The organism is Streptomyces sp. NBC_01622 (genome assembly GCF_045209635.1).
Lineage (GTDB): Bacteria > Actinomycetota > Actinomycetes > Streptomycetales > Streptomycetaceae > Streptomyces.
This window is the reverse complement of the sequence record NZ_CP109293.1, coordinates 8,350,831-8,374,913: the sequence shown is the minus strand read 5'-3', so window position 1 is coordinate 8,374,913 and position 24,083 is coordinate 8,350,831. Positions and strand designations below refer to the sequence as shown.

The 24,083-nt window shown below is 70.7% G+C and carries 19 protein-coding genes; 10 read left to right on the top strand and 9 right to left on the bottom strand.

Annotated features, from left to right (window positions below; all coding sequences use genetic code 11):
* Positions 1-20: 20 nt before the first annotated feature.
* From OH768_RS38760 to OH768_RS38750, 3 genes are read right to left on the bottom strand one after another with little or no spacing between them, the layout of a single operon-like run.
* Positions 21-1,181: an acetyl-CoA C-acetyltransferase gene (locus tag OH768_RS38760; RefSeq protein WP_406460843.1), complete on the bottom strand. Its 1,161-nt coding sequence runs from the start codon at positions 1,179-1,181 to the stop codon at positions 21-23.
* 26 nt (positions 1,182-1,207) lie between these two features.
* Complete coding sequence (locus OH768_RS38755; protein ID WP_406460841.1) at positions 1,208-1,819, bottom strand: TetR/AcrR family transcriptional regulator; 612 nt, start codon at positions 1,817-1,819, stop codon at positions 1,208-1,210.
* A 39-nt stretch (positions 1,820-1,858) separates the two neighbouring features.
* Positions 1,859-2,647, bottom strand: coding sequence for an SDR family oxidoreductase (locus OH768_RS38750; protein ID WP_406460839.1), 789 nt, complete (start codon positions 2,645-2,647; stop codon positions 1,859-1,861).
* 48 nt (positions 2,648-2,695) lie between these two features.
* Between OH768_RS38750 and OH768_RS38745 the strand changes: the two genes are divergently transcribed.
* Together OH768_RS38745 and OH768_RS38740 are read left to right on the top strand one after the other, a co-directional pair.
* Positions 2,696-3,835, top strand: a complete 1,140-nt coding sequence (locus OH768_RS38745) for an acyl-CoA dehydrogenase family protein (protein WP_406460838.1) — start codon at positions 2,696-2,698, stop codon at positions 3,833-3,835.
* Positions 3,835-4,803: an acyl-CoA dehydrogenase family protein gene (locus tag OH768_RS38740; RefSeq protein WP_406460836.1), complete on the top strand. Its 969-nt coding sequence runs from the start codon at positions 3,835-3,837 to the stop codon at positions 4,801-4,803. The genes OH768_RS38745 and OH768_RS38740 overlap by 1 nt, the downstream gene beginning before the upstream one ends.
* On the opposite strand, the gene OH768_RS38735 is transcribed toward OH768_RS38740, so the two are convergent.
* The 3 genes from OH768_RS38735 to OH768_RS38725 are packed head-to-tail and all read right to left on the bottom strand — an operon-like array spanning position 4,778 to position 7,760.
* Positions 4,778-6,427 carry a cytochrome bc complex cytochrome b subunit gene (locus OH768_RS38735; RefSeq protein ID WP_406460834.1) on the bottom strand — a complete coding sequence of 550 codons (1,650 nt, stop codon included), beginning with the start codon at positions 6,425-6,427 and terminating at the stop codon, positions 4,778-4,780. The genes OH768_RS38740 and OH768_RS38735 overlap by 26 nt on opposite strands.
* 53 nt (positions 6,428-6,480) lie before the next feature.
* Entirely contained in the window at positions 6,481-7,044 is a 564-nt protein-coding gene (locus OH768_RS38730) for a HutD family protein (protein ID WP_406460832.1), read from the bottom strand.
* Entirely contained in the window at positions 7,041-7,760 is a 720-nt protein-coding gene (locus tag OH768_RS38725) for a vWA domain-containing protein (RefSeq protein WP_406460831.1), read from the bottom strand. The genes OH768_RS38730 and OH768_RS38725 overlap by 4 nt, the downstream gene beginning before the upstream one ends.
* 113 nt (positions 7,761-7,873) lie before the next feature.
* Here OH768_RS38725 and OH768_RS38720 point away from each other — a divergent pair, with 113 nt between their 5' ends.
* The gene (locus tag OH768_RS38720; protein ID WP_406460830.1) at positions 7,874-8,710 is read left to right on the top strand and encodes a chitosanase; all 837 of its coding nucleotides are present in this window, start codon (positions 7,874-7,876) and stop codon (positions 8,708-8,710) included.
* A 126-nt stretch (positions 8,711-8,836) separates the two neighbouring features.
* Here the strand turns inward: OH768_RS38720 and OH768_RS38715 are convergent, their stop codons facing one another.
* From OH768_RS38715 to OH768_RS38705, 3 genes are all read right to left on the bottom strand, one after another.
* Positions 8,837-10,300, bottom strand: a complete 1,464-nt coding sequence (locus OH768_RS38715) for a glutamate synthase subunit beta (protein ID WP_406460828.1) — start codon at positions 10,298-10,300, stop codon at positions 8,837-8,839.
* Entirely contained in the window at positions 10,293-14,888 is a 4,596-nt protein-coding gene (gene gltB / locus OH768_RS38710; protein WP_406460827.1) for a glutamate synthase large subunit, read from the bottom strand. Before gltB ends, OH768_RS38715 begins: the two co-directional genes overlap by 8 nt.
* A 365-nt stretch (positions 14,889-15,253) precedes the next feature.
* Complete coding sequence (locus OH768_RS38705) at positions 15,254-15,985, bottom strand: VIT1/CCC1 transporter family protein (RefSeq protein ID WP_406460825.1); 732 nt, start codon at positions 15,983-15,985, stop codon at positions 15,254-15,256.
* Between the two features lie 282 nt (positions 15,986-16,267).
* Between OH768_RS38705 and OH768_RS38700 the strand changes: the two genes are divergently transcribed.
* From OH768_RS38700 to OH768_RS38670, 7 genes are read left to right on the top strand one after another with little or no spacing between them, the layout of a single operon-like run.
* A complete protein-coding gene (locus tag OH768_RS38700) occupies positions 16,268-17,341 on the top strand; it encodes an ADP-ribosylglycohydrolase family protein (RefSeq protein WP_406460824.1) in 1,074 nt (357 codons plus the stop codon).
* Positions 17,342-17,397: 56 nt separating this feature from the next.
* Positions 17,398-18,624 carry an ADP-ribosylglycohydrolase family protein gene (locus OH768_RS38695; protein ID WP_406465623.1) on the top strand — a complete coding sequence of 409 codons (1,227 nt, stop codon included), beginning with the start codon at positions 17,398-17,400 and terminating at the stop codon, positions 18,622-18,624.
* Between the two features lie 8 nt (positions 18,625-18,632).
* Complete coding sequence (locus tag OH768_RS38690) at positions 18,633-19,799, top strand: ADP-ribosylglycohydrolase family protein (protein ID WP_406460822.1); 1,167 nt, start codon at positions 18,633-18,635, stop codon at positions 19,797-19,799.
* Entirely contained in the window at positions 19,787-21,148 is a 1,362-nt protein-coding gene (locus OH768_RS38685) for an ADP-ribosylglycohydrolase family protein (RefSeq protein WP_406460820.1), read from the top strand. The genes OH768_RS38690 and OH768_RS38685 overlap by 13 nt, the downstream gene beginning before the upstream one ends.
* Positions 21,145-22,038 (top strand): ribokinase, encoded by an 894-nt coding sequence (rbsK, locus tag OH768_RS38680; protein ID WP_406460819.1) that lies wholly within the window; start codon positions 21,145-21,147, stop codon positions 22,036-22,038. The genes OH768_RS38685 and rbsK overlap by 4 nt, the downstream gene beginning before the upstream one ends.
* Positions 22,035-23,234, top strand: coding sequence for a CaiB/BaiF CoA transferase family protein (locus OH768_RS38675; protein WP_406460817.1), 1,200 nt, complete (start codon positions 22,035-22,037; stop codon positions 23,232-23,234). The genes rbsK and OH768_RS38675 overlap by 4 nt, the downstream gene beginning before the upstream one ends.
* Complete coding sequence (locus OH768_RS38670) at positions 23,231-24,043, top strand: HpcH/HpaI aldolase/citrate lyase family protein (RefSeq protein WP_406460815.1); 813 nt, start codon at positions 23,231-23,233, stop codon at positions 24,041-24,043. Before OH768_RS38675 ends, OH768_RS38670 begins: the two co-directional genes overlap by 4 nt.
* The last annotated feature ends 40 nt before the right edge of the window (positions 24,044-24,083 follow it).

Below are 24,083 nucleotides of genomic sequence, written 5' to 3'. Positions count from 1 at the left end.
CCTTCGACTGCCCTGCTCCCTCACAGCCGTTCGATGATCGTCACGTTGGCCTGGCCGCCGCCCTCGCACATGGTCTGGAGGCCGAACCGGCCGCCGGTGCGCTCCAGTTCGTGGAGGAGGGTGGTCATGAGTTTGACTCCGGTCGCGCCGAGGGGGTGGCCGAGGGCTATCGCGCCGCCGTTGACGTTGACCCTGTCGGGGTCGGCGCCCGTCTCCTTCAGCCAGGCGAGGACGACGGGCGCGAAGGCCTCGTTGATCTCGACGAGGTCGATGGCGTCGATGGTCAGCCCGGTCTTCTTCAGGGCGTGGGCGGTGGCCGGGATGGGCGCCGAGAGCATACGGATGGGGTCCTCGCCCCGGACGGAGAGGTGGTGGATGCGGGCGCGGGGCGTCAACCCGTGTTCGCGCACCGCCCGTTCCGAGGCGAGCAGCATCGCCGCCGCGCCGTCGGAGACCTGGGAGGAGCAGGCAGCGGTGATGGTGCCGCCGTCGACGACCGGCTTCAGGCCGGCCATCTTCTCCAGCGAGGTGTCCCGGCGCGGCCCCTCGTCGACCGTGACCGCGCCGTAGGCCACCGTCTCCCGCTCGAAGCGGCCCTCGTCGATGGCGCGCAGGGCCCGCCGGTGCGAGCGGAGCGCGAACTCCTCCTGGTCCTGCCTGCTGATGCCCCACTTCGCGGCGATCATCTCGGCCCCGGCGAACTGGTTGACGGGCTGTGTCCCGTACCGGGCGCGCCAGCCCTCACTTCCCACGAAGGGGCCGTCCGTGAGGCCTAGCGGTTCGGCGGCCTGCCGGGAAGCGAAGGCGATGGGGATCAGCGACATGTTCTGGACGCCCCCGGCGACGACCAGGTCCTGGGTGCCGGACAGCACGCCCTGGGCCGCGAAGTGCACGGCCTGCTGCGAGGACCCGCACTGCCGGTCCACCGTCACGCCCGGCACCTCCTCGGGCAGCCCGGCCGCCAGCCAGGCGGTGCGCGCGATGTCCCCGGCCTGCGGCCCCACCGCGTCCAGACACCCGAAGACGACGTCCTCGACGGCGGCGGGATCGATCCCCGAGCGCGCGACCAGCTCCTTGAGCACATGCGCACCGAGGTCGGCCGGATGGACCCCGCTCAGCCCTCCTCCGCGCCGCCCGACGGGCGTACGGACCGCTTCGACGACGTAGGCCTCGGCTGCCATGCCAACTCCTCATCCAGACACGTGAGTTACGTGCGTACGGCGATCCCGTCCAGCACCATCGACAGGTACTGCCGGGCGATCTCCTCGGCGCTGTGCTGTCCGCCCGGCCGGTACCAGGACGCGGCGACCCACACCGTGTCCCGCACGAACCGGTAGGTGAGCCGGACGTCGAGGTCGGCCCGGAAGACCTTGGCGACGACCCCGCGCTCCAGCGTGGACAGCCACGCCTTCTCGAACTTGCGCTGCGACTCGGCGAGGAACGCGAACCGCTCCTGCGCGACCAGTTGCCTGCTCTCCTTCTGGTAGATCGCGACGGCCGCGCGGTGCCGGTCGATCTCCCGGAACGACTCGGTGACCAGGGCCTCAAGCGTCTCGCGCGGCCCGAACTCGGCGTCCAGGACGGTGTCGTAGCCGCCCCAGAGTTCGTCGAGGAAGGTCCGCAGGATCTCCTCCAGCATCGATTCCTTGGAGTCGAAGTGGTAGTAGAGGCTGCCCGCGAGCATGCCCGCGTGGTCCGCGATCTTCCGTACGGTGGTGGCGTTGTAGCCCTGCTCGGCGAAGACCTCGGCCGCCGTGTCGAGGAGTTCACGACGGCGGGCCGGAGCGGCGGTCACCGGGGGTTTCTTCTTGGTTGGCACAGGACCATTGTCGTGCCCCTCGCGCGACCTCTTGCGCCGCTACGCATGCTGGCTGCTCACGGAGACGACCTCGCCCGTCATGTACGAGGAGTAGTCCGAGGCCAGGAACACGATCACGTTGGCCACCTCCCAGGGCTCGGCGTACCGCCCGAAGGCCTCGCGCGCGGTGAGTTCCGCCAGCAGTTCGGGCGTCGTCACCTTCACCAGGTGCGGGTGCATGGCGAGGCTCGGCGAGACCGCGTTGACCCGCACCCCGTACTCGGCGGCCTCGATCGCCGCGCACCGGGTCAGCGCCATCACGCCCGCCTTGGCCGCCGCGTAGTGCGCCTGTCCGGCCTGGGCGCGCCAGCCGATGACGGAGGCGTTGTTGACGATCACCCCGCCGCCGGTCCCGCGCATGGCGCGCAGGGCGGCCCGGGTGCAGCGGAAGGTGCCGTTCAACGTCACGTCCAGCACCTTCGACCACTGCTCGTCCGTCATGTCGACGAGGTCCGAAGTGCCGCCCAGGCCCGCGTTGTTGACGACGACGTCCAGCCGCCCGTGCGCCGCGACGGCCGTGTCGAAGAGGGCCTGTACCTGTGTCTCGTCGGTGACATCGCACGCCAGCGCGGCGACCGACTCCGCGCCGAACTCCCCGGCCAGCTCGGCCTCGTACTCCTTCAGCCGCCGCGTGTGTGCGTCGCTGATCAGCACGCGGGCGCCCTCCTGGAGGAAGCGGCGGGCGGTGGCCCCGCCGATCCCCGCGCCGGCGGCGGCGGTGACGACGGCGGTGCGCCCCTTCAGCAGCCCGTGCCCGGGGACGTATGCCGGACTCTCGACGCCTGTCATACGGCCACGCTAACCTACCAAACACTTGTTAGGGAAGGATGGTTGGCGATGGACCTCGACTTCACTCCCGCCGAGGAGGCGTTCCGCGCCGAGGCCCGCGGCTGGCTGCACGCGCATGTGCCGGCCACGCCACTCCCGTCCCTGGAGACGAAGGAGGGCTTCGCCGCGCACCGCGCCTGGGAGGCCCAACTCGCCGCGGACCGTTGGTCGGTGGTGTCCTGGCCGGAGGAGTACGGCGGCCGGGGCGCGGACATCGTGCGGTGGCTGCTGTTCGAGGAGGAGTACTACGCGGCGGGCGCGCCGGGCCGGGTCGGCCAGAACGGCATCAGCCTGCTCGCCCCGACCCTCCTCGACCACGGCACGCGGGAGCAACGCGCGCGTGTGCTGCCGTCGATGGCGACCGGCGAGGTGGTGTGGGCGCAGGCCTGGTCGGAGCCGGAGGCAGGTTCGGATCTGGCGTCGCTCACCTCGCGGGCGGTGCGCACCGGCGGGGGCTGGCTGCTGAGCGGGCAGAAGACGTGGTCGTCGCGGGCGGCCTTCGCGGACCGCGCGTTCGGCCTGTTCCGCAGCGAGCCGGACACCCCGAAGCCCCAACAGGGCCTGACCTACCTGATGTTCGACCTGCGCGCGCCCGGCGTCACGGTCCGCCCGATCGGCCGCCTGGACGGCAAACCGGCCTTCGCGGAACTCTTCCTGGACGAGGTGTTCGTCCCCGACGAGGACGTGATCGGCGAGCCGGGCCAGGGCTGGCGGGTCGCCATGTCGACCGCCGGCAACGAACGCGGCCTCACCCTCCGCTCCCCCGGCCGCTTCCTCGCCGCCGCCGACCGCCTGCTCAACCTCTGGCGGACGCAGGGCAGTTCACAAGCGGCAAGGGACCGGGTGGCCGACGCGGTGATCGGCGCCCGCGCCTACCAGCTCTTCACCTACGCCAACGCCTCCCGTTTCCTCGACGGCGAGTCCATCGGCCCGGAGTCCAGCCTGAACAAGGTCTTCTGGTCCGAGTACGACATCGCCCTGTACGAGACGGCCCTCGAACTGCTGGGCGTGGACGGCGAGTTGGCTGACACCGACTGGGCCGAGGGGTATGTCTTCGCCCTCGCGGGCCCCATCTACGCCGGTACGAACGAGATCCAGCGCGACATCATCGCCGAGCGCCTGCTCGGCCTGCCGAAGGGCCGCCGCTGATGCACTTCCTCCGCGACCCCGAACAGCGGGCGTTCGCCGACTCGTTGAACGCGATGCTGACGGCCGCGGACACCCCGTCGGTCGTACGGTCCTGGAGCCGCGGCGAGCCGGCGAGCGGGCGGTCGCTGTGGCGCCGTGTCGCGGGCGCCGGGGTGTTCGCGCTGGCGGTGCCCGAGGCCTACGAGGGGCTCGGTCCCCGGCCGGTCGAACTCGCGGTGGCGTTCGTGGAGTTGGGGCGGCACGCGGTTCCGGGGCCGCTGGTGGAGACGGTCGTGGCGGCCGCCCTGCTGACCGAACCCGCCCTGGCCAAGCGCCTGTTGCCCGCGCTGGCGGCGGGTGGGGCGATGGCCACGGCGGCGCCGGCGGGATCGTACGCACTGGACGGTGACGTGGCGACGATCCGCCTGAGCTGGGACACCGACGGTCTGCGGCTGGCGCCCGGGCACGGGCCGGTACGCGCGTCCCTCGACCCGGCCCGCCGTCTCACCCTGCTCCACCCGGGCGGTGAACTCCTCACCCCGGAGCCGTCCTTGGCCCACGCCCTCACCTGGGCCCGGCTGGCCACCGCCGCCCAGGCGCTCGGTGTCGGCCTCGCCCTGCTCGACAGGACCGTCGCCTACGTCAAGCAGCGCACCCAATTCGGCGTCGCCGTCGGCTCGTTCCAGGCCGTGAAGCATCAACTGGCCGATGCGAAGATCGCGTTGGAGTTCGCGCGTCCGCTGGTCTTCGGTGCCGCGCTCACCATGGCGGAGTCGGACGTGGCCGCCGCGAAGGTCGCCGCGTGCGAGGCGGCGTACGCGACGGCGCGTACTGCGCTTCAGTTGCACGGCGCGATCGGCTACACGGCGGAGTACGACCTGTCGCTGTGGCTGACCAAGGCCCGTGCCCTGCGCACGGCTTGGGGCAGCCCGGGCGAATGCCGGGCAACCGTACTCAACGGCATCAGTGGTGATGATCGCCGCTCGTGAGTTCCTTGTACTCCTCCACCGTCGGCTTCGCGATCCGCGTCTCCGGCCCGAACATCGCCTTGGCGAGCCGGGCCCGCACCCGCTGTCCGCCCTTGACCTGCCGCTCCACCCCGTTCGCGTCGACGAGCGGTCCGATCTCGTAGGGCGGCTCCTGCTCGTGCTGGGTGAGCCGGAACAACTCGTCCTGCGTGAGGGGGTCGTGGACCTCGACGTACTCGCCGTGCGGCAGCCTCTTGATGAGGCCGGACTCGCGGCCGTGCAACACCTTGTCCCGGTCCCGGCGTTGGAGTCCCATGCAGACGCGCTTGGTGACGAGGAAGGCCACCACCGGCATCACGAGGAACGAGACCCGTACGAACCAAGTGATCGCGTTGATCGACAGGTTGAGATGGGTGGCGACCACGTCGTTGCCGCCGCCGATCAGCAGCACGCCGTACAGGCTCAGCCAGGCCACGCCGAGTCCGGTGCGCACGGGCATGTTGCGCGGCCGGTCCAGGATGTGGTGTTCGCGTTTGTCGCCGGTGATCCACGCTTCGATGAACGGGTAGGCACCGATGGCGGCGAGGATCAGCGGGAAGAGCGTGAAGGGGATGAAGACGCCCAGCTCCAGCGTGTGGCCCCAGGCGTCGATCTCCCAGCCCGGCATCACACGTATCAGTCCCTCGGAGAAGCCGAGATACCAGTCGGGTTGGGCGCCGGTCGTCACCAGGTCGGGCCGGTACGGTCCGAAGGCCCACACGGGGTTGATGCTGGCGATGCCGCCCATGATGGCGAGCACCCCGAAGACGAGAAAGAAGAAGCCTCCCGCCTTGGCCATGTAGACGGGCAGGAAGGGCATGCCGACCACGCTCTTCTGGTCCCGTCCGGGCCCGGGGTACTGCGTGTGCTTGTGGTAGAAGACCAGGATCAGATGCGCGACCACCAGGCCCAGCATGATCCCCGGCAGCACCAGGACATGGATCGGGAAGAGCCGCGAGATGATGTCGTGCCCCGGGAACTCCCCGCCGAACAGGAACATCGAGATGTACGTCCCGACGATCGGCACGGACAGGATCGCGCCGTCCGCGAAGCGGATGCCGGTGCCGGACAGCAGGTCGTCGGGGAGCGAGTAGCCGGTCAGCCCGGTGATGATGCCGAGGAACAACAGGGTCCAGCCGAACACCCAGTTGAGCTCCCGCGGCTTGCGGTAGGCGCCGGTGAAGAACACCCGCATCATGTGGATGAGCATGCCCGCGATGAAGACGACGGCCGCCCAGTGGTGGATCTGCCGGATCAGCAGCCCGCCGCGCACGTCGAAGCTGATGTCCAGCGTCGACTCGAACGCCCGGGTCATCGGGATGCCGTTCAACGGCGTGTACGAGCCGTGGTAGATGACCTCGACGCCGCTCGGCTCGAAGAACAGGGTGAGATAGACGCCGGTGAGGATCAGGATGATGAAGCTGTAGAGGCAGATCTCGCCCAGCATGAAGGACCAGTGGTCCGGGAAGACCTTGCGCATATTGGCCTTGGCCAGCGCGTACAGCCCGAGCCGTCCGTCCGCCCAGTCGGCGAGCTTCTCCCCTTTGCCGGCCTCGTCCGGACGCCCGGCACCCACCGCTCCGTTCACCGATCGTGCGCCGTCCATACGTTCGCCGCCCTCCCCGTCAGATCACCCCACAGGGTGTCACGAGGCCCCGGCTAAGCCAACGGTGCGTCAGCAGGCAACGACAATCCGATCACGGCGGTCCGCCCCCGTGCGTGCAGCAGCGCCCCCTCGCCGCCCAACTGCACGGCGTCGTAAGGCCGCAGAGTCAGTCCAGCCACTTCGGCGGTCCCGTCCAGTGCCACGACCAGAGTGTCCGCGCACAGGCGCAGCCGCCCGCGGACGACGGCCACCGTGGGGGCCGTAGAACCGGCTCCCCTGCGCCACATGACGTTGAGGTTGACGACGGGGCCGGCCGGCAACCGGCAGTCGGTCGGCACGTCGCCCCTGAAGTCCCTTGGTACGTAACGGGTGTTGACGAGCTGCGGTTCGCCGCCGACGGTGAGGTCCATGCCGGCGCCCTCGACGACGGTCAGGGTCCGGTCGACGTCGGGGAAGGCGGAGAACGGCCCGTCCGCGCCGACCTCGGCCAGGCTCACCCGCCACGCGAAGTCGTCCATGCCCGCCCCCTCGGGCCACGCGGCGATCTCACGCGTCACACCGCCGCCGTTCTTCCAGGGCACGGCGGTCCGCGCCGAGGCGGGCAGGAACCGGATCATCGGACGATCCCCTGCTCCTGGGCCGCCGCGAGCCACTGCGGGAACTCGCCCATCAGCCGGTCGTACAGCTCGCCGTCGGACATCTTCCGGGGATCCGAACCGGCCGGGAAGAAACCGGCGTTGTCGATCACCCGCTTCTGTGGCACCGCCAACTCGTCGAGCCTGCGCAGGAATTCGAACTGCTTGCTCCGCGCCTTGCCGAACCCGACGAACTGCCAGAACAGCGGAAGCCTCGCCGCCTTGCACAAGTACCGTTCCGCGGCGGCCTTGTTGCTGGGCCCGCCGTCGGTCTGGAAGACGACGAAGGCCGGGTCCTTCGCGCCGCTGTCGAGATAGTGGTCGATGACGGCGTCCATGGCCAGGTGATAGCTGGTCAGCCCCATGGGCCCGAGCCCGGAGACGATCTGCTCGATCCGCCCCTGGTGGGCGTCGAGGGCGATGTCCGTGACGGCGTCGACGTCCGTCGAGAAGAAGATCACCGGCACGGTCCCGTCGTCGTCCAGATGGGCCGACAGCCCGAGCACCCGGTCGGCGAGCGCCTGCACACTGCCGTCCTTGTAGTACGGCCTCATGGAGCCCGAGTAGTCGACCACGAGATAGACGGCGGCCCGCTGCCCGTCCAGTCCGTGCTTGCGGAGGGAAACCCCGGCACTCTTGTAGAGGCTGACCAGCGCGGGCGCGGTCTCCTCGACCTTGCTGAGCGAGATCGCGGCCACAGGGCCCCCTTCGGATCACGGCGAAAAGGCCGAGATTACGCCACGCCGGTACCGCGAGAGCAATGTCCCCCCAACTCCGGAATATGGGACGTAACCGCTCCTACTCTGGGCTCATGAAACGCGCCGGCGTCCTGATGCTCGCCGCCGTACCCGTCGTCCTCGCGGCGACGGCCTACGGCTCCTCGCCCACCGCCCACGACGACCCGCGGCCCGCGCATCCGTCGGCCGCGGCACAACGGAGAGCCCCGGAAGGCCTGGCCGCGCCGGCCATGAAGAACCTCGCGCAGGAGCTGGTGGCCAGTGCCGAGAACTCGACGCTCAACTGGCGCAGCGCGTACGGCTATGTGCAGGACATCGGCGACGGCCAGGGTTACACCGCGGGCATCATCGGCTTCTGCACCGGCACCCACGACCTGCTCGTCCTGGTCGAGAAGTACACAGCCGCCCACCCCGACAACGGCCTCGCCCGCTACCTCCCCGCGCTGCGCAGGGTCGACGGCACGGACTCCCACCAGGGCCTGGACCCCGGCTTCCCGGCGGCCTGGCGCGCCGAGGCGAAGGTCCCCGCCTTCCAGGCGGCGCAGGACGCGGAACGCGACCGCATCTACTTCGACCCGGCGATCAGCACCGCCCGACGCGACGGCCTGGGCCCGCTGGGGCAGTTCATCTACTACGACGCGATGGTCTTCCACGGCCCGGGCACGGACGGCTTCTACGGCATCCGCACGCGCACGATGCAGCGGGCCGCGCCTCCTGCCCAAGGCGGCGACGAGAAGGCCTACTTGAGCGCCTTCCTCGACGTCCGCCGCGCCACGATGCGGGCCAAGCACCCCGGGATCGACACCTCCCGCGTCGACACGGCCCAGCGGAAGTTCCTGGAGGAGGGGAAGTTGAGCCTGCGGACGCCGTTGGTGTGGAAGGTGTACGGGGAGACCTACCGGGTGCCGTAGAAGTGAGGACGGACGCGCCGCGGCGCCTGCCGGTCCGGTCGGGGACTGAGCAGGCGCCGCGCTCTGTTCCGCACGCCATTGTGCGGGACGTCTGTTGAGGGGATTCCCCTCGATCTTCTTGGTGCGTCAGACCATCAGCGAACGGTCCGTCGGGCGGATCGGGGCCGGGAGTTCACTGGCGCCCGTGAGGAAGCGGTCGACGCCGCGGGCGGCCGAGCGGCCCTCCGCGATCGCCCAGACGATGAGGGACTGGCCGCGGCCCGCGTCACCGGCGACGAACACGCCGGGGACGTTGGTCTGGAAGTCGGCGTCGCGGGCGATGTTGCCGCGCTCGTCGAGGTCCAGGGCGAACTGGTCGACCAGACCGTTCTCGCGGTCCGTTCCCGTGAAGCCCATGGCCAGCGTGACCAGTTGGGCGGGGATCTTGCGCTCCGTGCCCGGCTTCTGGGTCAGCTTGCCCTCGACGAACTCGACCTCGACGAGGTGCAGCCACTGGACGTTGCCGTCCTCGTCGCCCTCGAAGTGGGTGGTGTTGACGGAGTAGACCCGCTCGCCGCCCTCCTCGTGCGCGGACGTCACCTTGTAGAGCATCGGGAAGGTCGGCCACGGCTGGGAGACCGCGTTCCGCTCGTCGCCCGGGCGGGGCATGATCTCCAACTGCGTGACGGAGGCGGCCCCTTGGCGGTGCGCCGTACCCACGCAGTCCGCGCCGGTGTCGCCGCCGCCGATCACGACGACGTGCTTGCCCGCGGCCGAGACCGGGGCGGTGACGTAGTCGCCCTCCTGCACCTTGTTCGACAGGGGCAGGTACTCCATCGCCTGGTAGACACCGGTCAACTCCCGCCCGGGGACGGGGAGATCACGCGCGGTGGTGGCACCGGCGGCGATGACGACCGCGTCGTAGCGCTTGCGCAGGTCGGTGGCCTTGAGGTCGACGCCGATCTCGATGCCGGTGCGGAAGCGGGTGCCCTCCGCGCGCATCTGCTCGATACGGCGGTTGATGTGCCGCTTCTCCATCTTGAACTCGGGGATGCCGTACCGGAGAAGGCCCCCGATGCGGTCCGCGCGCTCGTAGACGGCGACGGTGTGGCCGGCCCGGGTGAGCTGCTGGGCGGCGGCGAGGCCCGCCGGGCCCGAGCCGATGACCGCGACGGTCTTGCCGGAGAGGCGCTCGGGAGCCTGCGGGGCGACGTCGCCCGTCTCCCAGGCCTTGTCGATGATGGAGACCTCGACGTTCTTGATGGTGACCGGCGGCTGGTTGATGCCCAGCACACAGGCCGACTCGCACGGCGCGGGGCACAACCGCCCGGTGAACTCGGGGAAGTTGTTCGTCGCGTGCAGGCGCTCGGAGGCTGCCGTCCAGTCCCCGCGGTAGGCGTAGTCGTTCCACTCGGGGATCAGGTTCCCCAGCGGACAGCCGTTGTGGCAGAACGGGATACCGCAGTCCATGCACCGGCCGGCCTGCTTGCCGATGATCGGCAGCAGCGAACCGGGGACGTAGACCTCGTTCCAGTCCTTGAGACGGACGTCTACGGGACGGGACTTGGCGACCTCGCGCCCGTGGTTCAGAAAGCCCTTCGGGTCAGCCATTGATCGCCGCCTCCATCATCTTCTCGGTGATCTCGGTCTCGGAGAGACCCGCTCGCTCGGCGGCGTCCTTGGCGGCGAGCACTGCCTTGTACGCGCTGGGGATGATCTTGCTGAAGCGGTCCGCGGAGACGGCCCACTCGGCGAGCAGCTTCTCGGCGACCGTCGAACCGGTCTCCTCGGCGTGACGGCGCACCACGTCGTGCAGCCACTGCTTGTCGGTGTCGTCCAACTCCCCTACGGCGCCCGCGTTTCCGACGTTCACGTTGTCGGGGTTCAGGTCGATGACGTAGGCTATGCCGCCGGACATGCCCGCCGCGAAGTTGCGGCCGGTCTCGCCGAGCACGACCGCCCTGCCGCCGGTCATGTACTCGCAGCCGTGGTCGCCCACACCCTCGGAGACCACGGTGGCACCGGAGTTGCGGACACAGAACCGCTCACCGGTACGGCCGCGCAGGAACAGCTCGCCGCCGGTCGCGCCGTAGGCGATGGTGTTGCCCGCGATGGTGGAGTACTCGGCGAGGTGGTCGGCGCCCCGGTCGGGACGGACGATCACCCGGCCGCCCGAAAGGCCCTTGCCGACATAGTCGTTGGCGTCGCCCTCCAGGCGCAGCGTGACACCGCGCGGGAGGAAGGCACCGAAGGACTGGCCCGCGCTGCCGGTGAAGGTGATGTCGATGGTGTCGTCGGGCAGACCGGCCCCGCCGAACTTCTTCGTCACCTCGTGGCCGAGCATCGTGCCGACCGTGCGGTTGATGTTGCGGATCGCGACCTGGGCGCGGACCGGCTGCGCGTCGGTGGCGCTGGACGCGGCGAGGGCGTCGGCGGCGAGCTTGATCAGCTCGTTGTCGAGCGCCTTCTCCAGGCCGTGGTCCTGCTTGATGACCTGGTGGAGGGAGGCGCCGTCCGGGAGTTCGGGGACGTAGAAGAGGGGGGCCAGGTCCAGGCCCTGTGCCTTCCAGTGGTCGACGGCGCGCTCGACATCGAGCGTGCCCGCCTGGCCGACGGCCTCCTCGATGGTGCGGAAGCCCAGCTCGGCGAGGATCTCGCGGACCTCTTCGGCGATGAACTGGAAGAAGTTCACGACGTATTCGGCCTTGCCGGCGAACCGGTCGCGCAGCACCGGGTTCTGCGTGGCGATACCGACCGGGCAGGTGTCGAGGTGGCAGACGCGCATCATGACGCAGCCGGAGACGACGAGCGGCGCGGTCGCGAAACCGAACTCCTCGGCGCCGAGCAGCGCGGCGATGACGACGTCACGGCCGGTCTTCAGCTGACCGTCGGTCTGGACGACGATCCGGTCCCGAAGTCCGTTGAGCAGCAGGGTCTGCTGCGTCTCGGCGAGGCCCAACTCCCAAGGTCCACCAGCGTGCTTCAAAGAAGTAAGAGGAGAAGCACCCGTACCGCCGTCGTGGCCGGAGATGAGGACGACGTCCGCGTGCGCCTTCGACACACCCGCGGCGACCGTGCCGACGCCGACCTCCGAGACCAGCTTGACGTGAATCCGCGCCTGCGGGTTCGCGTTCTTCAGGTCGTGGATCAGCTGGGCGAGGTCCTCGATGGAGTAGATGTCGTGGTGCGGCGGCGGCGAGATGAGACCGACACCGGGCGTCGAGTGCCTCGTCTTCGCGACCCACGGGTAGACCTTGTGGCCGGGCAGCTGGCCGCCCTCGCCGGGCTTGGCGCCCTGGGCCATCTTGATCTGGATGTCGTCCGCGTTGACCAGGTACTCGGAGGTGACACCGAAGCGGCCGGAGGCGACCTGCTTGATGGCGCTGCGCCGGGCCGGGTCGTAGAGCCGGTCCGCGTCCTCGCCGCCCTCACCGGTGTTGGACTTGCCGCCCAGCTGGTTCATGGCGATGGCGAGCGTCTCGTGCGCCTCCAGGGAGATGGAGCCGTACGACATGGCGCCGGTGGAGAAGCGCTTGACGATCTCGGAGACGGGCTCGACCTCGTCGATGGAGATCGACGGGCGGTCCGACTTGAAGCCGAAGAGCCCGCGCAGCGTCATCAGCCGCTCGGACTGCTCGTTCACGCGGTCCGTGTACTTCTTGAAGATGTCGTAGCGGTTGGTGCGCGTCGAGTGCTGGAGGCGGAAGACCGTCTCCGGGTCGAACAGGTGGGGCTCGCCCTCGCGGCGCCACTGGTACTCGCCGCCTATGTCGAGGGCGCGGTGCGCGGGCGCGATTCCGCTCGCGGGGTACGCCTTCGCGTGGCGGGCGGCGACCTCCTGGGCGATGACGTCGATGCCGACGCCGCCGATCTTGGTGGCCGTACCGCTGAAGTAGCTGTTGACGAACTGCTCGTCCAGGCCGACCGCTTCGAAGACCTGGGCGCCCCGGTAGGAGGCGACCGTCGAGATGCCCATCTTGGACATGACCTTGAGGACGCCCTTGCCGAGCGCGTAGATCAGGTTGCGGATGGCCTGCTCGGCCTCGATGTCGGTGAGGAACGTGCCCGCGCGGACGAGGTCCTCGACGGACTCCATCGCCAGGTACGGGTTGACGGCGGCGGCGCCGAAGCCGATGAGCAGGGCGACGTGGTGGACCTCGCGCACGTCACCGGCCTCCACCAGCAGGCCCACCTGGGTGCGCTGCTTGGTGCGGATGAGGTGGTGGTGGACGGCGGCGGTGAGCAGCAGCGAGGGGATCGGCGCGTGCTCGGCGTCGGAGTGCCGGTCCGAGAGGACGATCAGCCGGGCGCCGTTCTCGATGGCCGCGTCGGCCTCGGTGCAGATCTCCGCGAGGCGGGCGGCGAGGGCGTCGCCGCCGCCGGAGACCCGGTACAGGCCGGAGAGGGTCGCGGCCTTCATGCCGGGCATGTCGCCGTCGGCGTTGATGTGGATGAGCTTGGCCAGCTCGTCGTTGTCGATCACCGGGAAGGGCAGGGTGACGCTACGACAGGACGCGGCCGTCGGCTCAAGCAAGTTGCTCGCGGGGCCCAGCGACGAGCGCAGGGAGGTCACGAGCTCTTCCCTGATCGCGTCCAGCGGCGGGTTGGTGACCTGCGCGAACAGCTGGGTGAAGTAGTCGAAGAGCAGGCGCGGGCGCGAGGACAGCGCGGCGATCGGCGAGTCCGTGCCCATCGAGCCAATGGGCTCGGCACCGGCCTTGGCCATCGGCGCGAGGATGACGCGCAGCTCCTCCTCGGTGTAGCCGAAGGTCTGCTGGCGGCGGGTGACCGAGGCGTGCGTGTGCACGATGTGCTCGCGCTCGGGCAGGTCGGACAGCTCGATCTCGCCGGCTTCGAGCCAGTCGGCGTACGGCTTCTCTGCGGCGAGGCCGGCCTTGATCTCGTCGTCCTCGATGATGCGGTGCTCGGCGGTGTCCACGAGGAACATGCGGCCGGGCTGGAGGCGGCCCTTGCGGACGACCTTCGCGGGGTCGATGTCGAGGACGCCGACCTCGGAGCCGAGGACGACGAGGCCGTCGTCGGTGACCCAGTAGCGGCCGGGGCGCAGGCCGTTGCGGTCGAGGACCGCGCCGACCTGGGTGCCGTCGGTGAAGGTGACGCAGGCCGGGCCGTCCCAGGGTTCCATCATCGTGGCGTGGAACTGGTAGAAGGCGCGGCGGGCCGGGTCCATGGAGTCGTGGTTCTCCCACGCCTCCGGGATCATCATCAGCACGGAGTGCGGGAGCGACCGGCCACCGAGGTGGAGCAGTTCGAGCACCTCGTCGAAGGACGCGGAGTCGGAGGCCTCGGGCGTGCAGATCGGGAAGATCCGGTCGATCTTCTCCTGGTCGCCGAAGAGGTCGGAGGCGATCTGGGACTCGCGGGCGGCCATCCAGTTGCGGTTGCCCTTGACCGTGTTGATCTCGCCGTTGTGCGCGACGAAGCGGTACGGGTGGGCGAGCGGCCACGAAGGGAAGGTGTTCGTGGAGAACCGGGAGTGCACGAGCGAGATCGCGGAGGCGAAGCGCCGGTCGGACAGGTCCGGGAAGAAGGGCTCCAGCTGACCGGTGGTGAGCATGCCCTTGTAGACGATGGTCCGCGCGGAGAGCGACGGGAAGTAGACGCCGGCCTCGCGCTCGGCGCGCTTGCGCAGCGCGAAGGCCTTGCGGTCCAGGTCGATGCCCTGCGTCTCGCCGTCGCTCACGAAGACCTGCCGGAAGAGCGGCATGGTGGAGCGGGCGGTTGCACCGAGGAGTTCGGGCGCGGTCGGAACCTCACGCCAGCCGAGGACGGTGAGGCCCTCTTCGGCGGCGACCGTCTCGATCTGTGAGACGGCGGCGTCCGCGCCGTCCGGGGGCAGGAAGGCGATGCCGACCGCGTATCCGCCGGCGGCGGGCAGTTCGAATCCGGCCACCTCACGGAGGAAGGCGTCCGGCACCTGGGACAGGATGCCCGCGCCGTCGCCGGAGTCGGGCTCGGCACCCGTCGCACCGCGGTGCTCCAGGTTGCGCAGCACCGTGAGCGCCTGCTCGACCAGCGCGTGGCTCGCCTCGCCGGTGAGGGTGGCCACGAAGCCGACGCCACAGGCGTCGTGCTCGTTGCGGGGGTCGTACATACCCTGCGCGGCAGGGCGAGCATCCATGAAGGACCAGTTCTGGCCATTCGTGGGCTGCTGGGACGGCTGGCGCGGCGTACGCATCGGCTCTCCCGTCGTCGTCGTGGCATATGCATGGGCATAGGGACGACGTTGGCCCTCTGCGGGTAAGCGCAAAATTTCGTGCAGGTTACATGATGGAACGGTTCTCGGGAACCGGATACTCCGTTCCAACATGCGGACGCCGCGGGGTGGCGGCGGTGCACCGCTCAAGCGGTGGAAGCTAAGGGGACCAAAGCGGACAGATCGATGTCCGTCGGTCCAGGGCAGAGGGAGCGTCGTCGCCCATCCCGCGGGTGCGCTCCGGGCGTCGTTGCCCGCAGCGCTTACGGCTCATGCCCAGTGGTTAAGCGTTCGAAACCAGCGAGTAACGGCTACTTATGCAGACCGCCGCATAGGTGCGCGTCGAGCTATCCTACGACCGTTCCGAACAGGGTGCCCAGGGCGTACGTCACACCGGCCGCCGCACCGCCCAGCGCGAGCTGCCGCAGCCCGCTGAACCACCAGGTCCGCGCGGTCACCCTGGCCACCACCGCACCACAGCCGAACAGCCCGACAAACGCGAGCAGCAGCGCCGGCCACAGCGCGGTCGCGCCGAGCAGGAAGGGCAGTACGGGAAGCAGCGCGCCCAGCGCGAACGAGCCGAAGGACGACACGGCGGCGACGAGCGGCGAGGGCAGATCGCCCGGGTCGATCCCCAGCTCCTCCCGGGCATGTATCTCCAGGGCCTGCTCGGGATCGCGCGAGAGCTGCCGGGCGACTTCACGGGCGAGCGCGGCCTCGACCCCGCGGCTCTCGTAGAGGGAGGCGAGCTCGCTCTCCTCGTCCTCCGGATGCTTGCGCAACTCCCGGCGCTCGACCTCGAGTTCGGCTTCGACCAGCTCGCGCTGGGAGGCGACGGAGGTGTACTCGCCGGCCGCCATGGAGAAGGCACCGGCGGCCAGCCCGGCCAGCCCGGTGATGACGACGGTCTGATGACTGACGGCACCGCCGACGACACCGGTCATCAGGGCGAGGTTGGAGACAAGACCGTCCATCGCGCCGAACACCGCGGGGCGCAGCCAGCCGCCGTTCACATCGCGGTGGGTGTGGTTGTCGCGGTGCGCCTCGTGGAGCGTCGCCTCGGTCTCGATGATGGCCATGCGGTGATCCCCCAGGAAGCTAAGGCTAGGCTAAGTTTGGACAGATTCCATTATTCGACAACACTGAACATACGCCTTCCATTTCATGGTGACCAGCAAGGAAAGGCTGGGCTAACCTGCACCTTTACCCTCGAACGCTCATCCGAGCAATGAGCTCATCAAATGTCGACCGGGTGACACTGCACTCCGTCAGGCTCTGCCGAAGGCCTCCCGTGGGAGACATCCGCAAAGGGTTCCGCGCCCTGAGGCGCTCTGAGGGAACCCCGTAGGGAGAGGCCGCGTATGGCATCGATCGCCTGCATTCCCCCGGTCCCGGCGCCCAAGAACGCCACCGAACTCCGCGAACGGGCACGCGGCGCGCTGCTCGGCCTGGCGGTGGGGGACGCCCTGGGGGCACCCGCGGAAAACATGAAGCCTTCCGAGATCCGCGCCCGCTGGGGCCGCATCGAGGGCTACGTGGCGGAGAACCCGGCGGGCACCGACGACACCGAGTACGCGATCTTCTCCGGCCTCCTCCTCGCCCGCCACGGCTCCGCCCTCACCCCCTCCCATGTGGAGGCGGCCTGGCACGAGTGGATCGCGGACCGGGACGAGGGCCCGTTCCGGGGCGCGGGCTTCAGCGAACGCGGCACCCTGGAGAACCTCCGCCGGGGCCTCGCCGCCCCCATCTCCGCCCAGCACCGCCACGCCTGGAGCGACGGCCTGGCCATGCGGGCGGCCCCCTTCGGCGTCTTCGCGGCGGGCCGCCCCGCCGAGGCGGCCCGCCTGGTCGCGATCGACGGTTCGGTGAGCCACGACGGCGAGGGCATCTACGGCGGCCAGGCGGTCGCGGCGGGCGTGGCGGCGGCGATGGCGGGAGCGCCGACGATCGCGGTGGTCGCATCGGCCCTCGCCGTCGTCCCGGACGACTCCTGGACGGCCCGCTCCCTGCGCCGGGCGGTGGCGGTGGCCCACCGGGGCGAACGCGCGGTCCGCTCCGCGGTCGTCATCGGCGGCTACCCCTGGACCGACCTGGCCCCCGAGGCGGTCGCCCTCGCCTTCGGCGCGTACGCGGCGGCGGACGGCGACTTCGTGGACTCCGTCCTCACGGCGGTGAACATGGGGCGCGACGCGGATACGACGGCGGCGGTGGCGGGCGCGCTGGCGGGAGCGACGCGAGGCGCTTCGTCGATCCCCGCCGACTGGGCGTCGGCGATCGGCCCGGCCCGCGGCAGCTGCCTGCCGGCGATGGCCGGCCACCATGTGCTGGACATCGCGGAGTTGCTGGTTCCGGGGGACGGCGGCAAGTGGGGCGCGGTGCGACGGGATCAGGGGGCGTACGTACTGGCGGCGGACGAGGACGAGGTGCAGCCATGAGCACGACCAACGCCGAAGGGCTGGCCGCGGAGGACGCGAACACTCCGCAGTACCCGATGGAACCGGGAGCGGCCGACAGCGATTCCGCCCCAGAGGGACCACCCGCACCCGACAACAAAAGGTGTACGGGCGGTGCGGGTGGGAAAACGGAAGGCGATGGCGGAGCCGAGGCGTGTCGGATCGAGGGGCTGCTGCTCGGGCTCGCCGCAGGGGATGCCGCCGGTTGGCCCGCCGCAAGGCACCGCGCCGCTCGGATGCCGGAGTGGACCCGCCGTCTCACCCGCGAGCTCGACACCTTCGCCGAACAGAACGCGACCACGACACTCCCCGTCCCCATCGCCCTCAACCAGCCCCCCGAGCCGCTACGCCTGGGCCCCTCCGACGACGCCGAATGGGCAGCCTTCGCCGCAGAAGCCGTACTACGAGCCGGCGACGACACAGTCCTCGGCGACCTCAGCAGAGAACGCAGAACGCGCGCTTCAATCGACCTCAGCTGGAACGCCGTAGCCAGCGAAGTGGCCGCCGCGGCGGACCGCGCCCCCGAGGTCGAGTCCGCCGTACTCCCCCTCCGCGCCCGCATCTCCGTACGAGCCGGCCTCGGCAACCTCGCCGCCGGCCTCCGCCCACCCGCCACCGGCCACGACAACCCCCACTACTTCGACGACGCGGCCTGCATCAGGGCCTGCGTACTGGCAGTGGCCCACCCCGGCGACCCCCAACGCGCCGCCGCCCTCGCCGAGTTCGACGCCCGCTACACCCAGGACGGCGACGGAGTCCACGGCGCCAGAGCCATGGCGGCGGCCCTCGCACTCGCGCTCGTCGGCGCGGACGTGGACGAATGCGTCGCAGCCGCCCTCGCCGAACTCCCCGAAGTCACCGAGATCGGCCGCAACGCCCGCCACGCCCTGAAGTTGGCCCGGGACAGCGACAACGCGTTCGCCCTGATCCCCCTCCTGGAACACCAGATCGTCGACCACGTCTACAGCTACGGCATCGCCGCCGCCGAAACCGTCCCGGTCGCCCTGGCCCTCGCCACCGCATCCCGCGGCCGTATCGCGGAAGCGGTACCCGCCGCGGCCTGCCTCTCCCGCGTCGCCGACTCCGCACCCGCCCTCGCGGGCGCCCTCACCGGTGCGTTGAGCGGCGGACGAGCGATCCCGTCCACCTGGCGGGACGCCTGCCGCACCCTCTCCGGCTGCGCCCTCCCCCGTCTCACCGGCACCGACCTCGTAGAACTCGCCGAACTCCTGGAAGCCACACAACCGCCCCCACCAGGAGGATGATTCGGTGCATGACGCCCAAAGAACCAGAAAGCAGCCTTGACGAGAAGATCACCGGAGCCCTCGTCGGTGCCGCGGTCGGCGACGCCCTCGGCGGTCCCGTCGAGGGCTACTCCCCCGACCAGATCCTGGAACGCCACGGCGGTCGCGTCCACGGCATCGTCGGCCCCTGGAACGGCGACGCGTGGCGCACCGCCCGCCCCATCGCGCCGTACCACAAGGGCGACGGCCACGTCACCGACGACACCTTGATGACCCACGCTCTGGTACGGGTCTACGCGACCGTCCGCGACCACCTCGACGCATACGCGATCGCCGACCACCTGGTCCCCGACCTGATGACGAACCCGCGCTGGATCCCGGAGTTGGAGGCGGAGGCCATCCCGCTCCAGCGGATCTTCCTCGCCGAGAAGTGGCTCGCGACCCGTCTCCACTATGGCCATGTCGACCCCCGTGAGGCCGGCGTCGGCAACATCGTCAACTGCGGTGCCGCGATGTACATGGCACCGGTGGGCCTGGTCAACGCGGCCAATCCGGCGGGCGCTTACGCCGAGGCGCTGGACATCGCGGGCGCGCACCAGTCGTCGTACGGCCGTGAGGCGGCCGGTGTCTTCGCGGCTGCCGTCGCCGCGGCCTGCGTGCCGGGTGCGAGCCCGGATTCCGTGGTGACCGCCTGTCTCGCCCTGGCGAAGGACGGCACGCGCACCGCCATCGAGCGGGTGTGTGAAGTGGCCGCCCGTTACTCGGACTTCGAGTCGGCGCTCGCTCCGCTGCGGGAGGCCGTCACGCCGTACGACACGGTGGGCCCCGACTACCGATCCCCCTCCCTGGACGCCCGCCGTCCATCCCGCACCCGTGCGATCGAGGAACTGCCGGTCGCCCTCGGCATGTTGGTGGTCTCCGGCGGCGACTACCGCCATGCGGTGCTGGGTTCGGTGAACTACGGCCGGGACTGCGACTCGATCGCGACGATGGCGGGCGCGGTGGCCGGTGCGCTCGGTTCGCCGGTTCCGCAGGACTGGTCGAAGACGGTCGCCGAGGCCAGCCGCCTGGACCTCTGGGAACCGGCGGCCAAGCTCGCCCGGGTGACACGGGAGGTCTTCGCCCAGGACGTCCGCCTACGCCGGGCCCACGAGGCCGCGTTCACCGGGATCGGAGGGGAGCGGTGCTCCGACTGACCTGGGTCCAGCCGGAGGACCTGCTCGGCCACGAACTGCGCCAGGCCGTCCAGGACGGACGCGAGCCGTCGGCGATCGCGGCGCGCTGGCGGGCGGCGGGCGGTACGGAGGCACCGGCCCGGGCGGGCGCGTCGGAGCAGCCCGCCACCCGTTACCTCCGGTTGCTTGCCGAAGACCTGCTGGACGAACTGGCCGACCTGCCCAGCCGGTTGGCGGACCAGGAGCCGACGGACCTGGCGAGGATCAAGAGCCTGTGCCCCAACTGGCCTGCCCCACAGGCGACTTCCCCACCCCACCCGGCTACCCTCCAGGCCGCCTGGCTGGGCCGGGCCGTCGGCTGCCTCCTCGGCAAGCCGGTCGAGAAACTCCCCCTCGACGGCATTCGCCAACTCGCCCAAGTCACCGGTAACTGGCCCCTGAACACCTACTTCACCGCCCAGGGCGTCCCCGCCGAACTCCTCGCCGCCCACCCCTGGAACCGCCGCTCCGCCCCCACCTCCCTCGCCGAGAACATCGACGGCATGCCCGAGGACGACGACCTCAACTACCCCTTGTTGAACCTCCTGTTGCTGCAGCGCCACGGCAAGGACTTCACCACCGCCGACGTGGCGAAGCTCTGGCTCGACGAACTCCCCGCAGGCCGCACCTTCACCGCCGAACGCATCGCCTACCGCAATCTGCTCTCCGGCCTGGAACCCCCGCGAACGGCCCGCCACCGCAACCCGTTCCGCGAATGGATCGGCGCCCTGATCCGCGCCGACGTACACGGCTGGACCAACCCCGGAGACCCGGGCGCGGCGGCCGAACAGGCCCACCGCGACGCCACCCTCACCCACACCGCGAACGGCGTCTACGCGGCGATGTTCACGGCGGCCGTCATCGCCACCGCGGCCACCGGCACCCAGGACATCCACTCCTGCCTGCGCACGGGACTGACGGTCGTACCGCCCAACTCCCGCCTCACCAAGGCGCTCTACCACGCCCTCCAACTGGCTTGGAAACACCGGGACTTCGACGCCGTGGTGGACGAACTCCACACCACCCACGCACGCACCCACCACTGGGTCCACGCGATCCCCAACACCGCCCTGATCGCCGCCGCCCTCACCCACGCGGACGGCGACTTCACCGGCTCCATCTGCCGTGCGGTGTCCGGCGGTTGGGACACCGACTCCAACGGCGCCACGGTCGGCTCCATCTCCGCCCTCCTCGCCGGCACCCCCACCGCGCTCCCCGACCGCTGGACGACCCCGCTCAAGAACCGACTCGCCACCTCCGTAGGCGACTTCAACGGAATCGGCTTCGACACCCTCGCCCGGCTCACCCACCAGGAGACCGCCCGCCCATGACCCTCATCGCCGTGCTCGGCAGCACGAACATGGACCTCGTCGCCTACGTCACGAAGGCCCCGCAGCGCGGAGAGACCGTGACGGGACGGGAGTTCCGTACGATCCCCGGCGGCAAGGGTGCCAACCAGGCGATCGCCGCGGCCCACGCGGGCGCCGACGTCACCATCATCGGAGCGGTCGGCGACGACGCCTACGGCGCCCAACTCCGTTCCACGTTGGAGCACTCCGGCGTCGACACCGACCATCTGCGCACCGTCGAGGGCGCCTCCGGCACCGCGCACATCGTCGTGGACGACGAGGGCGGCAACGCGATCGTCGTCATCCCCGCCGCCAACGGCACCGTCGACCACCTCGCCCCCGGCGACGAGGCCCTCATCGCCTCCGCCGACGCCCTGCTCCTCCAACTGGAGATCCCCCTCGCGGCAGTGGTCGCGGGCGCGGAGGCGGCCCGGCGTCACGACGTCCGTACGATCCTCACCCCCGCCCCCGCGCGACCCCTCCCACCCGAACTCCTCGCCGCCACCGACCTGTTGGTCCCCAACGAGCACGAGGCCACCGCCCTCACCGGACACACCGACCCGCGCAAGGCAGCCGCGGCCCTCCTCGACCAAGTCCCCGAGGTGATCGTCACCCTGGGCTCGGCGGGCAGCCTGTACGCGGCCCGGGGCGCCGGGCCGTTCACCGTCCCCGCGCCCCAAGTGACCGCCGTGGACTCGACCGGCGCGGGCGACACCTTCGCCGGCGCGCTGGCGGTGGCCCTCGCCGAGGGCCGCCCGACGCGGGACGCGCTGGGCTGGGCGGCAGCTGCGGCAGCGCTCTCCGTGCAGCGGCCGGGTGCGACGGCGTCGATGCCGTACCGCGCGGAGATCGACAAGCAGTACGCCTCATGACCGAGACGACCACAACTCCCCTGTCCGGCCTGCGCGTTCTCGACCTCGCCACGCTCTTCGCCGGCCCCCTCGCCGCCACCATGCTCGGCGACTTCGGCGCCGGGGTCATCAAGGTCGAGCACCCGGCGAAGCCCGATCCGTCCCGGGGCCACGGCCCCTCGAAGGACGGCGTCGGCCTGTGGTGGAAGCTCCTCGGCCGCAACAAGCGCACGATCACCCTCGACCTGTCGACCCCGGGCGGGCGCGCCACTCTGCTCCGCCTCGCGGCCACCGCCGACGTGATCATCGAGAACTTCCGCCCGGGAACCCTGGAGAAGTGGGACCTGGGCTGGGCCGAACTCTCCGCCGCCAACCCGCAGTTGATCCTCGCCCGGGTAACCGCCTTCGGCCAGTTCGGGCCCTACGCTCATCGCCCCGGCTTCGGCACCCTCGCCGAGGCGATGAGCGGCTTCGCCGCGATCACCGGCGAACCGGACGCGCCCCCGACCCTCCCGCCGTTCGGCCTCGCCGACTCGATCGCCGGGCTGGCGACGGCCTACGCGGTGATGACGGCTCTGGCGGCCCGCGACCGCACCGGCGAGGGCCAGGTGGTGGACATGGCGATCATCGAACCGATCCTGACCGCGCTGGGCCCCCAGCCCCTCTGGTACGACCAGCTCGGCCACGTCCAGCCGCGCACCGGCAACCGCTCTCAGAACAACGCCCCGCGCAACACCTACCGTACGGCGGACGGCAGTTGGGTCGCCGTCTCGACCTCGGCCCAGTCGATCGCCGAGCGGGTGATGCGCCTGGTCGGCCGCCCGGAACTGATCGACGAACCGTGGTTCGCGACGGGCGCGGACCGGGCCCGGCACACCGACGTCCTCGACGCGGCGGTGGGCGACTGGATCGGCCAACGCACCCGCACCGAGGTCCTGGCCGCCTTCGAGAAGGCGGAAGCGGCGGTGGCCCCCATCCAGGACGTACGGGACGTGATGACAGACCCCCAGTACCAGGCCCTCGACACGATCACCACCGTCGACGACCCCGAACTCGGCCCCCTCCGCATGCAGAACGTCCTCTTCCGCCTCTCCGCCACCCCCGGCGCCATCCGCTGGCCCGGCCGCCCCCACGGCGCCGACACTTACACCGTGCTGACCGAACTGGGCCTGACCGAGACCGAGTTGAGCACTCTCCGCGAGGAGGGCGCCCTGTGACCCCGCACCCCCTGACCTGGCTCTACGTCCCCGGCGACCGCCCCCCGATCGTCACCAAGGCCCTCGCCGCCGGCGCCGACGTGGTCGTGATCGACCTGGAGGACGCGGTCGCCCCGGACCGCAAGGAGTACGCCCGCGCGGCCACGGCGGAGCTTCTCTCGGAGCCTCAACTCAATGTCCACGTCCGGGTGAACGCCCCGGACAGCCCGTGGACGGCCGACGACCTCCGGACACTCGCACCCCTCCCGGGCGTGTCCGGTCTACGGCTCCCGAAGGTGACGTCCGCCGAGGAGGTCGTAGCCGTAGCGGAAAGGGCGGGCGGCCGCCCGTTGTACGCCCTCCTGGAAACGGCCCTCGGCATCGAGCGGGCCTTCTCGATCGCCACCGCGCACCCTTCACTGCGCGGCATCTCGCTCGGCGAGGCGGATCTACGGGCCGACCTCGGCGTACGTGACGACGCCGGGCTCGACTGGTCGCGCTCGCGGGTGATCGTCGCCGCCCGGGCGGCGGCCCTGGCCCCGCCGCCGCAGGCCGTCCATCCGGACATCCGCGATCTGGACGGCCTCGCGGCCTCCTGTGCGCACGGCCGTGCTCTCGGTTTCCTCGGGCGCGCGGCGATCCATCCCCGCCAACTCCCGGTCATCGAGAGCGCGTTCCTCCCGACCGACCGCGAACTCGAACAGGCCGAGACGATCGTCAAGGCGGCCATGCGGGAGGAGGGCGCCCAGGCGCTGCCCAGCGGGCAGTTCATCGACGCGGCGGTGGTGGCGGCTGCGCAGCGCACGCTTGCGTTGGCGCGCCGGACCTGACATGCGACGAGGGCGCCCTGTCGATCACAGGGCGCCCTCG

What these genes read in the sequence shown, in the direction of transcription:
- OH768_RS38760 (WP_406460843.1), bottom strand. Translation starts at nt 1,181, where the DNA reads ATGGCAGCCGAGGCCTACGTCGTCGAAGCGGTCCGTACGCCCGTCGGG.
- OH768_RS38750 (WP_406460839.1), bottom strand. Translation starts at nt 2,647, where the DNA reads ATGACAGGCGTCGAGAGTCCGGCATACGTCCCCGGGCACGGGCTGCTG.
- OH768_RS38745 (WP_406460838.1), top strand. Translation starts at nt 2,696, where the DNA reads ATGGACCTCGACTTCACTCCCGCCGAGGAGGCGTTCCGCGCCGAGGCC.
- OH768_RS38740 (WP_406460836.1), top strand. Translation starts at nt 3,835, where the DNA reads ATGCACTTCCTCCGCGACCCCGAACAGCGGGCGTTCGCCGACTCGTTG.
- OH768_RS38735 (WP_406460834.1), bottom strand. Translation starts at nt 6,427, where the DNA reads ATGGACGGCGCACGATCGGTGAACGGAGCGGTGGGTGCCGGGCGTCCG.
- OH768_RS38730 (WP_406460832.1), bottom strand. Translation starts at nt 7,044, where the DNA reads ATGATCCGGTTCCTGCCCGCCTCGGCGCGGACCGCCGTGCCCTGGAAG.
- OH768_RS38720 (WP_406460830.1), top strand. Translation starts at nt 7,874, where the DNA reads ATGAAACGCGCCGGCGTCCTGATGCTCGCCGCCGTACCCGTCGTCCTC.
- OH768_RS38715 (WP_406460828.1), bottom strand. Translation starts at nt 10,300, where the DNA reads ATGGCTGACCCGAAGGGCTTTCTGAACCACGGGCGCGAGGTCGCCAAG.
- gltB (WP_406460827.1), bottom strand. Translation starts at nt 14,888, where the DNA reads ATGCGTACGCCGCGCCAGCCGTCCCAGCAGCCCACGAATGGCCAGAAC.
- OH768_RS38705 (WP_406460825.1), bottom strand. Translation starts at nt 15,985, where the DNA reads ATGGCCATCATCGAGACCGAGGCGACGCTCCACGAGGCGCACCGCGAC.
- OH768_RS38700 (WP_406460824.1), top strand. Translation starts at nt 16,268, where the DNA reads ATGGCATCGATCGCCTGCATTCCCCCGGTCCCGGCGCCCAAGAACGCC.
- OH768_RS38695 (WP_406465623.1), top strand. Translation starts at nt 17,398, where the DNA reads ATGGAACCGGGAGCGGCCGACAGCGATTCCGCCCCAGAGGGACCACCC.
- OH768_RS38690 (WP_406460822.1), top strand. Translation starts at nt 18,633, where the DNA reads ATGACGCCCAAAGAACCAGAAAGCAGCCTTGACGAGAAGATCACCGGA.
- rbsK (WP_406460819.1), top strand. Translation starts at nt 21,145, where the DNA reads ATGACCCTCATCGCCGTGCTCGGCAGCACGAACATGGACCTCGTCGCC.
- OH768_RS38675 (WP_406460817.1), top strand. Translation starts at nt 22,035, where the DNA reads ATGACCGAGACGACCACAACTCCCCTGTCCGGCCTGCGCGTTCTCGAC.